The following is an 18,943-nucleotide window of genomic DNA, read 5'->3' on the forward strand; positions in this document are numbered from 1 at the left end:
GCGTTAGTTACTGATCCGTCAGCAACTTTAACAGTAGTAACAGCACCATCAGCGAGTTTAGCACTCGTAATTGCACCATCGGTAATGGCCAAAGTAACATCTTTCAATGTTGAACCTGCGCCACCAGTGACCGTGATTCCTGTAGCAGTAATCCCTTTTGTACTGGTTAAGTTAGTTTCTGATAAAGTTTGATAAGTAACTATTCCGTTAGCATTAGCAGTAGCCACTTGTCCAGCTGTTGCGCCAGTTGCATCTAGTTTCGCTGCAGTAATGTTTTTATCTGCTACATCAGCAGTTTTAACTTCACCGTCTTTTATTTTATCTGTTGTGATCGCATCAGCTCCAACTTTAGCGTTAGTTACTGATCCGTCAGCTATTTTAGTGGTAGTTACCGCACCGTCAGCAAGTTTCGCAGTCGTGATACCGCCATCAGCAACTTTCAATTTTGAATTTACCAATGTTGCTCCAGTTCCATCGGTTACTGCGATTGAATTGTCTTCTGCAGTCAGGTTTTTACCTGAGATGTTGGTAGCTGATAAGGTTTGATAAACAATACTCCCATCAGCCTGAACCACGCCTACTTTATCTTTGTCAGCAGGATTAGCTGTAAGCTTTTCAGCAGTTACTGTTTTATCAGCAATTTTATCTCCCGTTACTGCTTTATCGCCGAGATCAGCAGTTTTTACTTCTCCATCTTTAATTTTGTCTGTTGTAATCGCATCAGCACCAACTTTAACATTAGTTACTGCACCATCAGCTAATTTAGCAGTCGTAACCGCACCGTTTTTGATATCGATATTAACATCTTTTAATAAGGAAGTCGAGCCGTTTGCAGAGATTGTTAAATCATTTGATGACAAGGCTTTTCCAGTGACAATTGCCGAAGCATCAACCAAAAGTGTTCCTGTTCCATCTACTGTTAAACCAGCGCCTGGTTTAACAGCTCCGGTTGTTGTTGCCGTAGCATTATTTACATTTACCTTGTAATCGGTAACATTTCCTGTTGTGGTTACGGTAGCAGTGGTGTTGCTGCCATTAGACAATGTCGTGGTTTTTTGTGTAGCGACAACCGCTGTTGAAATATCCAATGGGGTACTTGCTACGCCGTTAACGGTGGTGATCAGCTTATTTCCGGCATCAAGACTCGTTACATTAGTGTTGATGATGTTTACTGCAGCACCTGTTGTACCATTAACCGTGGTTGTGATGATATTTCCTGTTGAAGCATTACTAACTGAAGTTGCAGCTGATTTATCAATCCATTCTGTGGCTGTTCCAGCAGCATTGGTCACTAATATCTGGTTTGCTGTTCCTGTGATGATCTGATTGTTGGTTACTTTACCTCCAATATTAGCTAAGTTTAAATTGGCTTCGTCCACGTCAACAGAAAAGGATTTTAATGCAGCACCTGTCGGCGTTCCACCTAAGGCTACTTTATTGCTTCCGGCAGTTACATTCTCACCGGTAATTGATCCACTCGGGATAGTGTTAGAATAAGTTACAGCTCCCGTGGCATCAGCAATAGCCAAACGACCCGCTGTTCCTGTTCCCGCGTCAAGTTTTGCAGCGGTAATGTTTTTATCAGCAACATCAGCAGTTTTAATTTCACCATCTTTGATTTTATCTGTGGTGATTGCGTCAGCACCAACTTTAACGTTGGTTACTGCACCATCAGCCAATTTAGCAGTATTAATACCACCATCGGCAACCTTCACTTTTGAGTTTACCAGCGTTGCACCAGCTCCATCAGTTACTGCGATTGAACCATCTTCAGCTGTAAGATCCTTTCCTTTTATGTTACCACCAGATAATGTTTGATAAACAATGCTTCCGTCTGCCTGAACCACACCTACTTTATCTTTATCTGCAGGGTTCGCGATTAACTTATCAGCGGTAACTGTTTTATCAGCAATCTTATCGCCGGTGACAGTCTTATCACCGAGATCAGCCGTCTTAACTTCACCATCTTTGATTTTATCCGTTGTAATTGCATCGGCACCAACTTTAACATTGGTTACTGCACCATCAGCTAATTTAGACGTGGTAATGCCTCCGTCAGCAACTTTCAGCTTGGCGTTAACTAAGGTAGCACCAATTCCATTCGCTACGGCGATTGAACCATCTTCCGCCGTTAAGTCTTTACCTGAAATGTTTGACGAAGATAGAGTCTGATAAACAATGGTTCCATCTGCCTGTACAACGCCAACCATTCCTTTATCTGTTGGATTGGCAACAAGTTTGTCGGCACTAATCACCTTAACTGCAACCTGATCACCCGTAACGGCGCCTTTGCCTATCTTTTCAGTGGTAACAGCCTCATTAGCTAACTTTACAGTACTAATGGCACCATTCTTAACCTCAACTTTATAACTTGTGTTATTTAAGATAGTGTTTGAAGCTACTTCTGTAGTTTCACTGTTTGATAACGATGTTGTAAGTTGATTTTTTGTAACCAGTTTTGCTATATCAATAGTATTGACAATTTTATTTTCATCAGAGTATGTCAGGGTATTTTTAACCACGTCATACACCAGACTAGTAACTGTTTCTTCCTTATCTATAACATTTTTAATGGTGGTATAGAGTGCACCTTCATTAATGATATTCGTATTTATATCGCCTATCACGTTAAAAGTTACCTTATCGTTTTTCTCATTAGTGTAGGTATAGCTACCATCTGTATTCTTTACCAATGTAGTTACGGTTTCTCCACCCTTTACAATCTGTGTAAGATTGATTATTTGTGTAGCACCGCTTTTATCAATATATGTCAAATTTGTACCATCAAAAAATACGTTGCCGGCAGTATTTTTGACAATATTTTCGATGATCTGTTTTACCGATAATGTGTTGGCAATGGTTTGAAAGTTGTTAATTACGTCTGCTGGAACATTGATCGTGGTTTTCGCGCCATCTTCTGCAGTGTAAACATAGGTTCCGTTTTCCTGTTTTACCAAAGAAGTTAATGTTTCGTTTTTCTTGACAACGTCGCGCAGATCAATCAGTACGGCAGCATTGCTTGAAGGGTCGAGGAAACTTAAAGTATAAGTTGTAGGGTTATAAGATAGGTTTGTAGCCTGACCCTGACGGGCAAGTATCCATTTGCTTCCATCATTATAATAGATTCCCGGTACCACATCTGATGCCGTTTGCGTATTATATACCATCATACCTGCAATGTGCGCAGATAATGGAGCCGGATCCCTGGAATCCTTAAGTGCTACTCTCGAAAATAGTAATCCTTTATTTGTGCTTTCTAATTCCAGAATGGCATCCTTATTAGGCAGATTACCATATGTAACCGTGCCATCTTTCATTTTTTGTTGAGCCAAGGCTCCAAAAACACTTAATACAAGAACTAAACTGAGAGATAGTTGTTTTTTCATTTCAATTGTAATATATGAGCATCAATTTTCAGCATTTGAATGCCCCTTAAGAAATGGTCGGGGGAGTTTTCTACACCTGGATTGGGTTTGAAGAGAACTTATACCTTATTAAAAAGCTTATATCGAGATAGTTAAATAACCATGGGTCAAAGAACGTACTGGATTCAGCGTTTTTAGATAGACGACTTCTTTAAGCTAAGTTCATTTCCTGATTCTAAACAAAAATTCGAATCCGGGGACAGAAATAATACTTAAAGCTTTAAATACTGTATTATCAATACTACAAATTAACTAAAAAACAATGTTACAATTTGTCATCGTAATTCAAGTAAACCCATATGGCCTGCATTATTTGATAATAATCAACAAAATTTCTTTAAAAAGTAGTATTAATCATACAGAATCAGGAACTGAAATGCTTTTTTTACAAAACAATAAGGCTACGATTTTGTTAAGCATAGCTCCACGTTCTAAATACGAAGAAATTTGAAACTTATAGTTTGGCCCGTATCCGGCTAAGTGTTTCGAGCCGCACTGCCAGGAACGAAGCGATATATTTTAGGGATACCCGGTTAATTAAATCGGGGAATGAGGAGAGAAATCTTTTATATCTTTTCTCTGCGGATGATATACGGCACAAATATGCCCTTTCTTCGGCTGACCGGTAATAGAGTTCCATCATTTTTCGACCTACAATATTTGCCTCCGGAAAGTTCTCGTAAAGATATTCCGATAACACGTGCGGAATCGCAATTAGCTCAACATCTTCCAGCGCCTGTAGGTATTCTTCTGAATCGCCATCAATCCATAAATTGCGGATAGTACCGACTACCTCATTTTCTTTTGCAATCCACGTAGTAATTTCCGTTTTGCCATCTTTGATAAATCCCCTTACTATTCCTTTTACAATTAAAAACAGATATTTATTATGATCTACAGGAGAAACAAGAAATTTATTCTTTTTATAACTAATTGGAAAAGTATGCTGATTAATTCGCTGTTCGATCTCATCATTAAGAGGATGAAAGTGTTTAAAAACAGAAATCAATGGTGAGGAATTATTGTATTTCCTCCACCTATCTTCATCAGATAAATTAACTGCAATCATGTTTGTTTAGCTTAGCGATAGACGCAACTTACATCAAATGTAAAATCAGTATGTAATGATAGGAAGTTTCAAGGGAAAAACGAAGGTTTGAGGTTATTTTTCTAATACAGAAAAATATCACAAAACTTTTTCCACTCCAAGACCAAATAGCGCAAAATCATATTTAACAGGATCAAGCTCATCGAATTGCTTGAGCTGTGTGGTTAACTCCACTGCGGTCGACCAATCTGTCTGTTTTCTGGTGATTAGTCCGAGCAATCTGCCTACCCGATCTACATGTACATCGCAAGGGCACACCAGATCCTCGGGTCGAATGGTTTTCCACATGCCAAAATCTACACCCTTGTCATCTTTCCTCACCATCCATCGTAGAAACATATTTAATCGTTTACACGTAGATTTCTGTTGCGGCGATGAAATGTGTTTTCTGGTACGATGTGGAAAATCTTCAAGTGAAAAAAAGTAACTTCTGAAGTGATTTAACGAATCTTCAATACTAAATGCGCCTGTTGCCGGAATGAATGCCTGCTCGAAAGTATCAAATTTGCCGTAGTGCATTTTGAAGAATGAGATAAAATAAAGCAGATCAGTATCGTTAAATGTTCGGTGCTTAAAAAAGAGTAACCGCTTTAAATCGTCATCGGTGTGGTTCAATACAAAATCATAAGGGGCGTTATCCATACGATTTAATAACTCTCTACATTTATTGATGATCGTTTTACGTTGTCCCCAGGCTAGCACCGCAGCAAAAAAGGCAGAAATTTCAATATCCTGCTTTTGCTGAAAAAGATGAGGAATGCAAACCGGATCATTAACAATAAAATCTGGTGTATTATATTGTTCAACTTTTCTGTCAAGAAAATTCTTGAGTTCGAGAAATTCCATATGGCCAAAATAAAATAAAAATAGCAGCTATTGCTGCTATTGAAAGTGGTTAAAACAATCAGGCAAAGCCTAATTTGCCTGATTGTTTTTATTAAGAAAGTGCATTCTCGAGATCTTCCAAAAGGTCGTCAATATCTTCTACACCAACACTTAAGCGAAGTAAATTATCTGTAACGCCAACTTTTTCTCTTTCTTCTTTTGGAATAGACCCATGAGTCATCGTTGCAGGGTGATTGATTAATGATTCTACTCCTCCCAACGATTCTGCCAAGGTAAACACTTTGAAGTTAGAGGATACCCTGAATGTTTCAGCAAGATCTGCGCCTTTTAACGTAATGGAAATCATGCCTCCAAAGCCCCGCATTTGTTTTTTGGCAACGTCGTGATTTGGATGATCTTCAAATCCTGGCCAGTATATCTTATCTACTTTGGGATGAGTTTTTAAGTAATGTGCTATTCGCTCACCGTTCTCGCAATGTGCCTTCATACGCAAATGCAGTGTTTTTATACCTCTTAGTACCAGAAATGAATCCTGGGGACCTGGTGTTGCGCCGCATGCATTATATATAAACCAAAGGTCTTTATACAATTGCTCATTACTGGTTACCAGTGCGCCCATTACCACATCCGAGTGACCACCAATATACTTGGTTACCGAGTGCATAACTATGTCAGCACCTAAATCGATTGGGTTTTGCAAGTAGGGAGAGGCAAATGTATTATCAACCGTGAGAATTAAATTCTTCTTTTTGGTAATTTTAGCTACCCCTTCAATATCAATGATCTGCATAGTTGGATTAGTAGGCGTTTCAATCCAAACCAATTTTGTTTTTTCATTAATGTATGGCAACATATTTTCTGGCTTAGAAAGGTCCAGAAAATGAAATTTGATACCGTACTTAGTGAAAATTTTGGTAAAGATGCGGTAAGAACCACCGTAGAGATCGTTACCAGTGATCACCTCATCGCCTGGCTGAAGAAGTTTTAAAACGGCATCTGTAGCCCCCATTCCGCTTGAGAATGCTAAACCATATTTCGCATTTTCTAAGGCCGCCAAGCAGTCTTCAAGCGCTTTCCGCGTTGGATTTGTTCCTCTGGAATACTCATAGCCTTTATTATCGCCAGGAGATTTTTGCCAGTATGTGGACGTTTGGTATATGGGTGTCATAACCGCACCCGTTGTTGGATCAGGTTCCTGACCTGCATGTATTGCTTTTGTTGCGAATTTCATTTCTTATTGTGATCTGAGATCTGAGATTGGAGTTAACGAGTTGAGATTCACGCTCAACCCGGTTTCTCAAATCTCAAATCTAATTAATATGCTCTTGCGAACAATACCCTTCGTGTAGATGGTTTGCCTGAATAAATACAAACGCCATCTTCCAACTTATTATCCAAAGGAATACAACGGATCGTTGCTTTTGTTTCTTCTTTGATTTTCTGTTCGGTTTCAGAGGTTCCATCCCAGTGTGCAGAAATAAAACCTGCTTTACCATCCAATAGATCTTTAAACTCCTGATAGGTATTTGCCTCAGTAATGTGTTCATCTCTGTAAGCCAATGCCTTATTAAACATACTCGTCTGGATATCCTCCAACAATTTAACAATATAAATATCCAGGCCTTCCTGAGGTACGGTTTGTTTTATCTTAATATCCCTTCGGGCAATTTCTACCGTTTTATTTTCCAGATCCCTTCCACCTATAGCAATACGAACCGGAACACCTTTCAATTCGTAATCTGCAAACTTATAACCTGGACGTTGTGTATCCCTGTCATCGTATTTTACCGAAATACCCATGCCACGCAGTCGCATGGTAAGCTCATTTACGTAAGCAGAAATTTTTGCCAGGTCTTCATCTCCTTTATAAATTGGAACAATTACTACCTGAATCGGAGCGAGTTTTGGTGGAATAATTAAGCCTGAGTCATCACTGTGGGCCATGATCAGTGCTCCCATCAAACGGGTTGAAACACCCCATGAAGTGGCCCAAACGTGATCCAACTTTCCATCTTTACCGGTGAACTTAACATCGAATGCTTTAGCGAAATTCTGGCCTAAAAAGTGTGATGTACCCGCTTGAAGTGCCTTGCCATCTTGCATTAGAGCCTCAATGCAGTAGGTATCAATTGCACCAGCGAATCTTTCATTCGGAGATTTCCTTCCTCTTACCACAGGAACAGCAAGCCAGTTTTCAGCAAAATCAGCGTAAATGTGAAGCATGCGTTCAGTCTCCTCGATAGCCTCTTCAGCCGTGGCGTGAGCAGTGTGTCCTTCCTGCCACAAAAACTCTGCAGTGCGTAAAAACAAACGGGTACGCATTTCCCATCTAACTACGTTTGCCCATTGATTGATCAGTATAGGCAAGTCACGATAGGACTGAATCCAACCTTTGTATGTGTTCCAGATAATGGTTTCGGAAGTTGGACGAACAATAAGTTCTTCTTCCAGCTTTGCCGTTTCGTCAACTACAATATTTCCATTACCATCATTTTTTAGACGATAATGTGTCACAACCGCACATTCTGTTGCAAAACCCTCAACGTGAGAAGCTTCCTTAGAAAAAAATGACTTTGGAATGAATAATGGAAAATACGCATTCTGATGACCCGTATCCTTAAACATCTTATCCAAAACTGCCTGCATTTTTTCCCATATAGCATAGCCATTAGGCTTGATAACCATGCAGCCACGAACTGCAGAGTGCTCTGCCAGGTCAGCTTTTAATACAATATCATTATACCACTGGGAATAATCGGCTTCTCTACTTGTAATTTCTTTGCTCATATTATGTATTTGGAACGTAATTTGTGTGTTAAATAGTGTAAAATTAGCGCACAAATTTATAAATTTATGCCTAACAAATGCGATTAACATTGACTAGCTGTTAAATTTATATATTTTATTCCCTAAATAAATAGTTAGTAATACTTTTGATTTGTTTATTTATCCGTGAACACACACAACTAAATATAAACACAATGAAACCAATTAAATTTTTACCCGTAGTGATGATTGCTGCCGCTGGGTTGGTAGCGTCATGTTCTACATCAAAATTGGCTAGCAATAAGCCAGTTGATGATGTGTACAACTCTGTTGCGAAAGCACAGGAAGTTGAACAATATATTCCAACTCAAAATCAGGTTCAGGCTCAAACGCAGCAAGGCCAGACTGAGAACTACGATGAGTATTATGGAACAAGTAATCCTTATTACGATATGGATTATTCTTCAAGAATTAACCGTTTCTACAATGGTTACAGTTTCCAGGGTTATTATGATCCTTATTTTGACAATTACTATTATGGCAATAGTTACGGTGCTTCTAATTATCTTGGATACGGCATCGGCTGGGGTAATGGTTATGGATTAGGAGGCTGGGGTGGAAATTACTACGGTAGCATCTGGAATAATCCATTCTATTATGGTAATTCGGGCTTTGGATGGAACAGCGGTTTATATGGCTGGAACTCATGGGGTCCTTACTCCTACTACGATCGTTTCGGTTGGGGTGGCGGCTGGTATGGCGGCGGATGGGGTGTAGGTGGTGGTTACTATGGAGGTGGTGTTGCTACCAACCGCGGTAATTACAGACCAAGACCTGGAAGCAATGATACTGGCGTTCCAAGAACTTCTGTAGCGGGTGTAAATCCAAACTACGGTCGCCCAAGCAGATCTGGTTATACCGGTAATGGTAACGGATCTATCAGTTCTACCAATCCTAATGGTAGCGGCAGACCAACAAGAAGTTATCAGCCGACAAATAATGGAAACACTTACACACCCAGCGAACGTCCTACTCAAATGAGTCGTCCTACTAGAACTGAGAGTGCTCCGAGTTACTCCCCTCCTGCTAGCAGCGGATCAGGTTCTGGTTCAAGCGGCGGTGGTGGCGGCGGTGGTGGCAGACCATCAAGAGCAGGAAGAGGTTAATTTAGCGAAACACACAACATGAAAAAATATATACTGGCTTCCATAGTAGCTACAGTAGCTACTATAGGAACATCATACGCTCAAAGTTACGCGCCCGATGCTTTTCGTTTTTCACAAACTAACTATGGCAGTTCGGCCCGTTTTAAAGGAATGGGAGGTGCTCAGATTGGTGTAGGCGGAGACATGGGATCTATTAATGCCAATCCGGCGGGATTGGGTCTATTTACAAAATCTGAATTCAGCTTAACTCCCGAATTTAATTCGGTTTCGAATAACAGTTCATTTTTAGGAACAGACACCAAGGCTACTAAAAACCAGATTAATCTGAATAACATTGGAGTTGTATTTTACAACCCAGCCTATAAAGCTAAGGGAAGCGACGTAAATAAGGGATTGGTAAGTACTGTTTTTGGTTTAAGCTATACCCGAAACAATGATTTTTTAAATAACATCAACTATGGTGGTGTAAATACCAATAGTTCAATCAGAGATGCATATGCTGAACAGGCAAATGCTTATGGGATTGATAATACTGTTGCCGGTGATGCTTATGACAGTTATTTAATAAACAGAAATGCTACTAATTTCCCTAACGGTTTTTCTGCAGAGCCTTACACCGGTACGAGCTTTAACCAGAATTGGAATGAAGCGCGACTTGGGTCGACATCTGAGTTTAACGTTGCCGGTGCTTTGAACTTTGGTAATAAGGTCTACATTGGCGCTACCGCGAGCTTTGTAAATGTTAGATATGTTAGCGAGGCTACATTTACTGAAAGTGGCCTGGTAAACACCTATGATGCTACTGATGGATACGCAGGTAACGAAAATTATAACCTTACACATTTTAGAAACCAGGAAACAAAAGGTGGCGGCTTTAACCTGAAACTGGGAATGATTTTCAGACCGGTTAGTGAATTTAGAATCGGCTTGAATTTTCAAACACCAACGTGGATGAATATTCAGGATAATACCAGCGAAACTGTCAACAGTCAGTTAGCTGGCTATTCCTCAAACAACCCAAGCAGAAATTACACCTTTACCTATAATCTGCGCACACCATTGAAAGCATCAGCGGGTTTAAGTTATGTGATTGCGGGAACGGCACTAATCTCGGCAGATGTTGACTATATTGATTACGCTTCGATGCGCTTCTCATCAGACAATGGTTCAGATCCGGCGACAATCAATAGCTCGAACACCTTTATTAAAAATTCTTACAAAGAAGCAGTGAACTACCGTGTAGGAGCTGAGGTTAAGGTGAGTCCTGAAGTTAGTATCAGAGGCGGTTATGGTGTAAATGGAAATGGTGTTAAAGGTGGAGATAATTCGTTTTATCAAGGTCAGTATTTCACTGGTGGAATTGGTTATCGTGTTGATAATTATTACTTCGATTTGGCTTACCAGAATTACAAAACTAATTTCAGTTCTGCTCCTTATGAGCTTAACGATTATTCTGAACCTGTTGCTGACGTTAACAGCAAAAGAAACAATGTATTCTTAACTTTCGGTGTTAGGTTTTAATAACAAATACTCAAAAACATATAGGTATTTAATATTGCCTCCAAAAAGCTAAACGCTTATTGGAGGCATTTTTTATTTCCGCTGGACTGTAATTATCTTTTCCCCGTAAATCAATCCATTATCTGCGACGCCTTGTACCACCACCTTGAATTTTCCAGTTAAATCTCCGGTATTGAATTTGATAACAGTCGGCTTATCAGCAGTTAATGGCGTTTGATAGTTCCAATATACTGTTGCAAAGTTTATCGGTTCATTTTTGTTTGTGACATCCGAAATATAAAATTCTTTTGGAAGTTTAACACCATTCAAGACATAGACATTTGGTTTCGGTTCATAACCTGTACATCCTATATATACTATATTGCCTCCCCTACCGCCATTTCCATAGGTTCTCCCTTTTACCGGTGCACGGTTACCAGAATCTCCGGGATGATTTGGACAATTGAGAATATTGTATTGACATACATAGTCGCCACATTCATTGGCATGCTGATGAGATAAGCCATTATTACGATTTGCGGTAATGATGACCTCTTTTAATTTAATATCCCCGGTATGTGACTGCGAATCGTTTAGATCATTTATGGAAATCATTTGGGAGGAATCCATTTTGTAGCCTTGCAACCGCAGCTCTTTTTTTATCCTATTTAAAGGATCGTTAAAACTCAGGTCATAACCCGATGAATTCTTTTCCTGCAAATTTAGCCATACTTTCCCCTTATCTTTTGCGAGCAGATACTCTACTGGTATTGTAAAATAACCGGCATTATCCGTTTTGAATACATTAACGTTATTGGCTGCAATTGTGAAAAGGCTGACAGGTACTTTCAGATTTTTTTTCCCTTTCTTTACCTGACCAGTTAGTTCCATGCTCGAAATGGAGTCACGATACTCTAGTTTTTCGACCGGCCACCTGTAACGGGTCCATCCTTTGATCATCAATAGCTCATTCAGAAATGCCCGATCAGAAAACCTTATTCCAGACAAATTGGAGGGGAGCACACCTAATTCTTTCTCTAATAAGTAATAATCAACTATGTTTCTTTCATTTATAAGTGTTAAACGATTTGCCTGGACACATGCAATGGAAACAAAACCGCTTTTCCATGGAAGTTGAGACTGCAAATCAAGTTCCAGATGAACACTGTCACGGGTTGAATATATTTCTTTATCGGTTTCTATATTAATTTTACTTATTTGGTCATGGTGTGCGAAGATTGCTTTCTCGGCCAATGGCCGGTACAAACTATCCAGAACGGTTATGCTGTTAAGCCCAGCAGGTACCGAATCAAGCTGGAACTTTACTGGCTGTGACATATTGGCCTTAAGCATCAAATTTGTATGAAGAAAAATACCGGAATAATTATGTAATACAAGGTGGACTTTTGCATCTAAATTACTCTTTAAATGAATTCGCAATATATTGTCGCAGATGCTTTCTGTAGCAGACAAGGTAATCCCGGTTCTAAGTATTTCTGGCAAGAGTATAGTTTGGCCCGAACCGTCACCGCTTAAAATCTTAATATAATATTTGGACTTTAAGTTGGGGTAAAGGTTAAAGAAACCAAAGCCATGCGAATTGGTAGAAATGGTATCAAGTACTTCGTTATCCCGAAACAATAATGCTCTGGCTTTGATTGATGCATCATTCAATCCTTTGATTTCAAAACCAACTCTACTTGTTATTCCGTTTACCAGATAACCACCTTCGGGAAAAAATCTAACCTGATATTGTTGTTGATTTGTGTAAGGCAAATCATAGTTGATGTACCGAGTATCATTGCCTTTATTAACGGTGATGGAAAGCAAATTATTTTCTGCTGTAATTGCGGCAGATGGGTAATCAATCATTAATTCTCCGATGACACTACTTTTCGCGGTACCTCTTTTTAGTATTTCAGACCTTCCGATAGTATAGTTAATCTCGGCATTTTCTACAAAGCGGTTATCACTTGTAAGCACTTTTAATAAAGCTGTTCCCGTTTTATTATTTTCCTGATTTCTGTTAAAAATAGCGACAGTAGCTGTTAATTTATTAACTATTGTAGATTTTATCGTAATGGGCTGGATAAATTCAACATCAGACTTACCATTGACGATGACATTGGCATTGATAACGAAACGGTAGTTTCCACCAGTTATAGAATCAGGCAGGGTGAGATTACCGAAGCAAATTCCTTTTTCAATAAGAAACTTATCTTGCAGAACAACAGTACTATCGAGGTTATTTACTAATGATATATATAGCGTGTGGTAATTAGCCAGATCTGTTACACCTTTCAACAAATAACCGGTAAACCAAACCTGATCATTATTGGTGTATACATTCTTATCAAAGTGAACGAACAAGGTTGATTTTATATGATGCTTTCCATAATGATGTAGGTTATCGGCGATGCTATCCAGCTTTTGACCATACGACTGTGATGTGCATAAAAGCACTGGCAGCAAAATGAAGAATCGAAATAGCTTAGGCATTATATTAACCTTTCTTTCTCAGATCAATAAAACATTAAATATTTAAAACTAAATTATTCCAGCTAATATAGCACCAGGCTGCCCCATCTGATCTACTTTATTTTCTACATCTGAGTTTTTGACTAGTTCTGGGGCATGATGGGGTTTTTTCCTGGCATCGATAATTAAAGAACCTTTACATCCCCAGTGTTTATTAATTGTAAAATCATTTATGCCATAAATATCGGCAGCGGGATTGCTTCGGGTAAATGTGATCCAGACCAGGTTATCAATATTTGCTGCTGTAAATTCGGCATCATCAGCTAAAATGAGTAAAGGAAATCCACTCAGATCCTGATCAATCAATGAGATATTTAATTTTGCGATTTCAACTGCCGTTTTCTCTGCGCTTATAAACTTGTCGCACTCCAGTATCAGCACTCCAGCGATGGCCACTTCAGCCCTATAACAGCCGTCTCCCAATTTGAGGTTTTCGGGAAGTGCTTCCCATAGTTCACGTTTTTTTTCGCCGGCCGCTGCAATAACTACTTTAGATCCGCTGTTTAGCCCATCCCCACTGTAATCCAATGTATCAATTGTGGTATTTGTGTAGAAATGTACATCTCTGGTAAAATCAATACGCTCAAGAATATGGGATAAGAAGCCCTTAATATCATGAGTGTTTAGGGTTTCATCGTCCTCTTTTGCAGCAATAAAAACATATTTAGCCAGACTAAGCTGATTTTTGCCCAAAATATGGTTGGCGATGGTTAGTATTTCCTGGGGTCTTCTTTCCTTTAAGTATGGGGTATATCGCTCACTTCCGATAGCAAACAATAAGGGATGAACACCTGCTGCATCTACAGCATGAACTTCTTTGAGACCATGAATTTCCTGAGGAATGGCAGATCCCGTAATTTCATGAATAAGTGCGCCAAAGCTGGTATCTTCCTGTGGAGGGCGTCCAACTACAGTAAACGACCAGATGGCATCTTTTTTATGGTACACATTGTGCACCTTCATCAAAGGGAAGGGGTGTGTTAAACTGTAATAGCCTAAATGATCCCCGAACGGTCCTTCTGGTTTATTCTCATTTGGATGGACAGTTCCAGTAATGATAAAATCGGCATCCGCAGAGATACAGAATCCTTCCTCATCATAAAAATACCTGAACCGTCTATCGCCCAATGCGCCGGCGAAAGTCATTTCAGACAATCCTTCAGGCAAAGGCATCACAGCAGCAAGTGGATGTGATGGAGGACCTCCAACGAAGATACTTACCTTTAGTGGTAAACCCAATTTATTAGCTTTAGATTGGTGAACACCAATTCCACGATGAATCTGATAGTGTAATCCGATTTCTTTATCCTGAATGTAATCGTTACCACCTAACTGGATACGATACATACCCAAATTAGCGTTAAGCACCCCTTTTTTCTCTACATCTTCTGTGTATACTTGTGGCATGGTGACAAAGGGTCCACCATCCATTGGCCAATTTACGATTTGCGGTAATTGACTAATACTTGTTTTTAGAAAGTTATGCCTTGCTGACGGCGTTTTTAACGGTAGGGCTGACAATGCCGACATTGCTGAACCCGCGTATTTAAAAGGATTCTTAAGGGCCTTAATAGGATCGTTACGTAAAGAAACCAATTGTTGCACTTTTGGCAAAGTATCTCTAAATATGAATTTAGATCTTTCCAGCGTACCGAATAGATTTGAAACTGCAGGGAACGGGCTCCCTTTCACGTTTTCAAAAAATAACGCAGGACCCTGTTTTTCATAAACCCTTAAATGGATGGTTGCCATTTCCAGGTAAGGGTCTACCTCTTCTTTAATACGAATTAAATGACCATGCTTTTCGAGGTCTGCAATACAGTCTGCCAAACTTTTATATGCCATGCACCAAAGATAATTAATTACTTATGCTATAAAACAAAAAGCCCCGGATAAACAGATTTTAATATTCATCTATTTATCCGGGGCAAAGAATTTTTATTCAATTTGCTATTTCTTACCTGCAAATGAGCGTAACATCCAGATTGTTTTTTCTTTGAACTGCATGAATTTGTTTACCATGTCATTCGTCCCATCATCACCCGCCTGATCAGCAGCTTCCATCACCACGCGTTCAATCTCGATCAATTTAGACATGTCATCAAGTAATGCTTCAACCATATCAAGGTCTTTCATACCGATGGTATCGATTTCCTTAATTTGTGATTCGCTGATGTAATCGGCAAAACGGCTGTGAGGTGGTTTACCTAAAGTTAGCACACGCTCCGCGATTTCGTCGATGGTAACCTGTGCATTCGTATATAATTCTTCAAATTTAATATGCAGTGTGAAGAAGTTTTGTCCCTTAATATTCCAGTGACAACCTCTCAACTTTTGGTAATGAATGTGATAATTAGCTAAATAATCATTTAAAAGATCAACCACAGGTTTAACTTCCTTTTCGTTTAAGCTTATCTCTTTAGCGTCCATTTTCTTTTGTTTATATTGTTTTTATTGTGTGATTAACAAATCAGGCTTACAAAAGTTTTAATGTATTTTTCACTTTAAACAATACCATTATTATTCGCTCGTTTATTAATCGACATCATAACAAACACCAATTTTACAAGTTATTAGAAATGAATAAAATACAATCTAATCAAAGCTAGAAATGTGAGTTCCCGGCTGATGTTGCTTACCCTGTATACCCTTTCATTTATAATATTATTCGTATAATTGCTTTCTTTGACTTAGAATTTACATAAAAATAAATGCACAAAATATATTTATCTGCTGTAGTTTTATTTGCGATAAACATCGCAAATGCAAAGGCTAATTCAGCAAGAGACTCTATCGGCGTAGAAAATAATAACGGCAAAAAACTTATCATTCATCAGATCGTAGCCAAAGACACTTACTATTCAATAGGGAGAAGATACAATGTAGCTCCAAAAGACATCATGACCTATAATGACAATAAATATCTCCAGATTGGGGTAGTCATTAAAGTGCCTACAAATACCCCCTTTGGATCAGCCACTGCGGCCGCTCAAACACCGGCTAATGTAGAAGGAGGAATTATTGAGCATACGGTGAAAGCAAAAGAAAACCTGAATATGCTGGCGGAGAAATACGGTACAACGGTGAATGAAATTAAAAGATTAAACAATCTTTCGGGAAACAATCTCAGCATCGGACAGGTATTAAAAATTTCTTCTAAAACCACCAGCCAGTCAGTTCAGCAAACCGAAAATGCCCCGGCTAAAGTAACCGCACCACAACCTCAGCAAGAAAATACAACAACCGATCAAACCATGATCGAACATACGGTCGCACCAAAAGAGTTTCTGGGAAAAATAGCAGAGAAATATGGAACTACGGTTGATGAGGTTAAAAAAGCGAATAATCTATCAGGCAATAACCTTAGAATAGGACAAAAGCTAAAGATTCCGGCAACAAAAAACGTTGAGGAGAATAAAATTGTAAGTGTAGCCGAGCAACCTCAAACAGAAGCGGCAAAGACAGCTGATGCTGCCGGAAGCCATACCGTATTAAGAAACGAAACTATTTTCACCATTGCCAAGCAGTACGGTGTTACTGCCTACCAACTGAGAAAACTTAATGATTTACCAGATAACAATCTGAACATCGGGCAGGTAATAAAAGTTCCGGGTGGAATAGTAATGGAAGTTCAGGTACCGAAAGATAAACAGGGAGAGCAGGCTAAACAAACAACCCCAATAACTGCTAAAGAAGAGAGTTTTATTCATACAGTTGTTGACGGAGAAAACATTTTCAGCATAGCAAAAAAATATAACCTCACCGCTTATCAAATCAGGGTAGCCAACAAAATGGACGACAATATTTTGAAAGTTGGTCAGAAGCTTATTATACCTACGCCACCTCAGCCTAAATCAGTTAATGATTTATCGAAAGAAGCACAGGAAAATGAGCCGGATAGCACGGTAATTAATGATCCGAAACTCCGTCGTGACCCTAGTGTTTACGGTTTGAGCCAGATCGAGGAAAAAGGAACTGCAATCTGGATTGCTGATGCAGATTTGGATGGAACAAAGATGTTGGTTTTACACCGTACTGCACCCGTTGGACGTGTAATTAAAATTACCAATCCGATGACTAACAAAACAACTTTTGCGAAGGTTGTTGGTAAATTTACTGAGAATGAATCAACAAAAGATGTTATCATTGTAATGACTAAAGCTGTAGCCGACTCTTTGGGAGCTTTAGATAAGCGTTTTTTCTGCAACTTAACATACAGTGCTGCTCAATGAGTTCAATTAAAAAGCCTTTTATAATTGGTATTGCCGGAGGTAGTGGATCGGGTAAAACATTTTTCTTAAACTGCTTTCTACATCATTTCAAACAGGATGAGGTTACGTTGGTATCGCAGGACGACTATTATATCCCTGCAGGTGAAATGACCCAGGAAGAGAATAAACTTTATAACTTCGATCTGCCGTCAACCATTGATAGTGAACAGTTTTTAAAAGATATCAAGCAACTGATAAATGGTGAGGTGGTTTATAAGAAGGAATATAATTTTAATAACCCATTAGCGGTTGTGAAAATTCTGGAAATTAAATCTGCCCCTATTATAATTGTTGAAGGGCTTTTTATCCTACACTTTAAAGAGATAGCCAATTTACTAGACCATACCATATTTGTAGATTCGGATGAACAGATAGCGCTCGATCGGCGCATCAAGCGCGATGGTTTGGAACGTGGCTATCCGGAAGAAGACGTTCTATATAAATGGCAAAATCATGTTGTTCCTGCATACAAGGAATACTTATTACCGTATCGAGAACAATGCCATAAAGTAGTGATGAACAATACCAATGAGCCTGATGAAATTATTGCGATTACCGAAGATATTTCTAATAATTTGCGAAATAGTATTCTGATTGATGTTTAAAATTCTTTTTTAAAGTCAGACTTATCCAGTCTGACTTTTTTGTTTTAATCCAGATTCATTTCTGGTATCTCCCCTTCTATAACTAATCGCCCGGCAGTTGATTGTCTGATAAAATCTATACTTACACCGGGTGCCCTTTCCAAAAGCTTAAAACCGCCTTCAGGCAACACATCTAAAACGGCAAGTTCAGTCACTATTTTTTTTATGCACCTTACACCAGTTAACGGGAGCGTGCATTTTGGTAGTAGTTTACTTTCTCCAGCTTTATTAACATGCTGCATGGCAACAATAATATTCTTTGCAGAGGCTACCAGATCCATCGCTCCGCCCATCCCCTTTACCATTTTACCCGGAATTTTCCAGTTGGCAATATCACCATTTTCAGAAACCTCCATTGCTCCGAGAATGGTAAGATCGACTTTTTGGGCCCTGATCATTCCAAAGCTCATCGCCGAATCAAATATCGAAGAACCAGGTAGAGTGGTAATGGTTTGTTTTCCGGCATTAATTAAATCGGGATCTTCTTCACCTTCAATTGGAAAAGGACCCATTCCAAGTAAGCCATTTTCAGATTGTAAAACGATATTAATATGATCAGGGATGTAATTGGCCACCAGCGTCGGGATACCTATTCCCAGGTTTACGTAGTATCCGTCTTTTATTTCCTTAGCAATACGCTGGGCGATTTCTTCTTTTGTGAATGGCATAATGAATGATT

13 protein-coding genes are annotated in these 18,943 nt (G+C 39.1%); 4 read left to right on the top strand and 9 right to left on the bottom strand.

Annotated elements, in window-relative coordinates:
* The 5 genes from AB669_RS20515 to proS all read right to left on the bottom strand — a co-directional run.
* On the bottom strand, positions 1–3,386 hold a 3,386-nt coding region (locus tag AB669_RS20515), incomplete at its 3' end, for a hypothetical protein (RefSeq protein WP_047801246.1).
* Positions 3,387–3,879: 493 nt separating this feature from the next.
* The gene (locus AB669_RS20525; RefSeq protein WP_053058517.1) at positions 3,880–4,494 is read right to left on the bottom strand and encodes a Crp/Fnr family transcriptional regulator; all 615 of its coding nucleotides are present in this window, start codon (positions 4,492–4,494) and stop codon (positions 3,880–3,882) included.
* A 117-nt stretch (positions 4,495–4,611) separates the two neighbouring features.
* A complete protein-coding gene (locus AB669_RS20530) occupies positions 4,612–5,379 on the bottom strand; it encodes a TIGR02757 family protein (protein ID WP_047801248.1) in 768 nt (255 codons plus the stop codon).
* A gap of 91 nt (positions 5,380–5,470) precedes the next feature.
* Positions 5,471–6,610: a cystathionine gamma-synthase gene (locus AB669_RS20535; RefSeq protein ID WP_047801249.1), complete on the bottom strand. Its 1,140-nt coding sequence runs from the start codon at positions 6,608–6,610 to the stop codon at positions 5,471–5,473.
* An 83-nt stretch (positions 6,611–6,693) separates the two neighbouring features.
* Positions 6,694–8,166, bottom strand: a complete 1,473-nt coding sequence (gene proS, locus AB669_RS20540) for a proline--tRNA ligase (protein ID WP_047801250.1) — start codon at positions 8,164–8,166, stop codon at positions 6,694–6,696.
* Positions 8,167–8,360: 194 nt separating this feature from the next.
* On the opposite strand from proS, the gene AB669_RS20545 reads away from it, so the two are divergent.
* Both AB669_RS20545 and AB669_RS21690 read left to right on the top strand, forming a co-directional pair.
* The gene (locus tag AB669_RS20545) at positions 8,361–9,311 is read left to right on the top strand and encodes a hypothetical protein (RefSeq protein WP_047801251.1); all 951 of its coding nucleotides are present in this window, start codon (positions 8,361–8,363) and stop codon (positions 9,309–9,311) included.
* An 18-nt stretch (positions 9,312–9,329) separates the two neighbouring features.
* Positions 9,330–10,832 carry an OmpP1/FadL family transporter gene (locus AB669_RS21690; protein ID WP_053058518.1) on the top strand — a complete coding sequence of 501 codons (1,503 nt, stop codon included), beginning with the start codon at positions 9,330–9,332 and terminating at the stop codon, positions 10,830–10,832.
* A gap of 72 nt (positions 10,833–10,904) precedes the next feature.
* Here AB669_RS21690 and AB669_RS20555 read toward each other — a convergent pair whose 3' ends face one another.
* The 3 genes from AB669_RS20555 to AB669_RS20565 form a co-directional block, all read right to left on the bottom strand.
* On the bottom strand, positions 10,905–13,310 hold the full coding sequence (locus AB669_RS20555; RefSeq protein WP_047801253.1) for a hypothetical protein: 2,406 nt from the start codon (positions 13,308–13,310) through the stop codon (positions 10,905–10,907).
* Between the two features lie 48 nt (positions 13,311–13,358).
* Entirely contained in the window at positions 13,359–15,194 is a 1,836-nt protein-coding gene (locus tag AB669_RS20560; RefSeq protein ID WP_047801254.1) for a UbiD family decarboxylase, read from the bottom strand.
* 105 nt (positions 15,195–15,299) lie between these two features.
* Entirely contained in the window at positions 15,300–15,779 is a 480-nt protein-coding gene (locus AB669_RS20565) for a Dps family protein (RefSeq protein ID WP_047801255.1), read from the bottom strand.
* 281 nt (positions 15,780–16,060) lie between these two features.
* Between AB669_RS20565 and AB669_RS20570 the strand changes: the two genes are divergently transcribed.
* Both AB669_RS20570 and AB669_RS20575 read left to right on the top strand, forming a co-directional pair.
* Positions 16,061–17,581, top strand: a complete 1,521-nt coding sequence (locus tag AB669_RS20570; RefSeq protein WP_047801256.1) for a LysM peptidoglycan-binding domain-containing protein — start codon at positions 16,061–16,063, stop codon at positions 17,579–17,581.
* Positions 17,578–18,225 (top strand): uridine kinase, encoded by a 648-nt coding sequence (locus AB669_RS20575; RefSeq protein WP_047801257.1) that lies wholly within the window; start codon positions 17,578–17,580, stop codon positions 18,223–18,225. The genes AB669_RS20570 and AB669_RS20575 overlap by 4 nt, the downstream gene beginning before the upstream one ends.
* Before the next feature lie 44 nt (positions 18,226–18,269).
* On the opposite strand, the gene AB669_RS20580 is transcribed toward AB669_RS20575, so the two are convergent.
* Positions 18,270–18,932 carry a CoA transferase subunit B gene (locus AB669_RS20580; RefSeq protein ID WP_047801258.1) on the bottom strand — a complete coding sequence of 221 codons (663 nt, stop codon included), beginning with the start codon at positions 18,930–18,932 and terminating at the stop codon, positions 18,270–18,272.
* Between the last annotated feature and the right edge of the window lie 11 nt (positions 18,933–18,943).

This window comes from Pedobacter sp. BMA (assembly GCF_001027745.1).
Taxonomy (GTDB): domain Bacteria; phylum Bacteroidota; class Bacteroidia; order Sphingobacteriales; family Sphingobacteriaceae; genus Pedobacter.

Excerpts from the sequence above, each read along its gene's own strand:
- AB669_RS20525 (WP_053058517.1), bottom strand. The coding sequence starts at position 4,494 with ATGATTGCAGTTAATTTATCTGATGAAGATAGGTGGAGGAAATACAAT.
- AB669_RS20530 (WP_047801248.1), bottom strand. The coding sequence starts at position 5,379 with ATGGAATTTCTCGAACTCAAGAATTTTCTTGACAGAAAAGTTGAACAA.
- AB669_RS20535 (WP_047801249.1), bottom strand. The coding sequence starts at position 6,610 with ATGAAATTCGCAACAAAAGCAATACATGCAGGTCAGGAACCTGATCCA.
- proS (WP_047801250.1), bottom strand. The coding sequence starts at position 8,166 with ATGAGCAAAGAAATTACAAGTAGAGAAGCCGATTATTCCCAGTGGTAT.
- AB669_RS20545 (WP_047801251.1), top strand. The coding sequence starts at position 8,361 with ATGAAACCAATTAAATTTTTACCCGTAGTGATGATTGCTGCCGCTGGG.
- AB669_RS21690 (WP_053058518.1), top strand. The coding sequence starts at position 9,330 with ATGAAAAAATATATACTGGCTTCCATAGTAGCTACAGTAGCTACTATA.
- AB669_RS20555 (WP_047801253.1), bottom strand. The coding sequence starts at position 13,310 with ATGCCTAAGCTATTTCGATTCTTCATTTTGCTGCCAGTGCTTTTATGC.
- AB669_RS20560 (WP_047801254.1), bottom strand. The coding sequence starts at position 15,194 with ATGGCATATAAAAGTTTGGCAGACTGTATTGCAGACCTCGAAAAGCAT.
- AB669_RS20565 (WP_047801255.1), bottom strand. The coding sequence starts at position 15,779 with ATGGACGCTAAAGAGATAAGCTTAAACGAAAAGGAAGTTAAACCTGTG.
- AB669_RS20570 (WP_047801256.1), top strand. The coding sequence starts at position 16,061 with ATGCACAAAATATATTTATCTGCTGTAGTTTTATTTGCGATAAACATC.
- AB669_RS20575 (WP_047801257.1), top strand. The coding sequence starts at position 17,578 with ATGAGTTCAATTAAAAAGCCTTTTATAATTGGTATTGCCGGAGGTAGT.
- AB669_RS20580 (WP_047801258.1), bottom strand. The coding sequence starts at position 18,932 with ATGCCATTCACAAAAGAAGAAATCGCCCAGCGTATTGCTAAGGAAATA.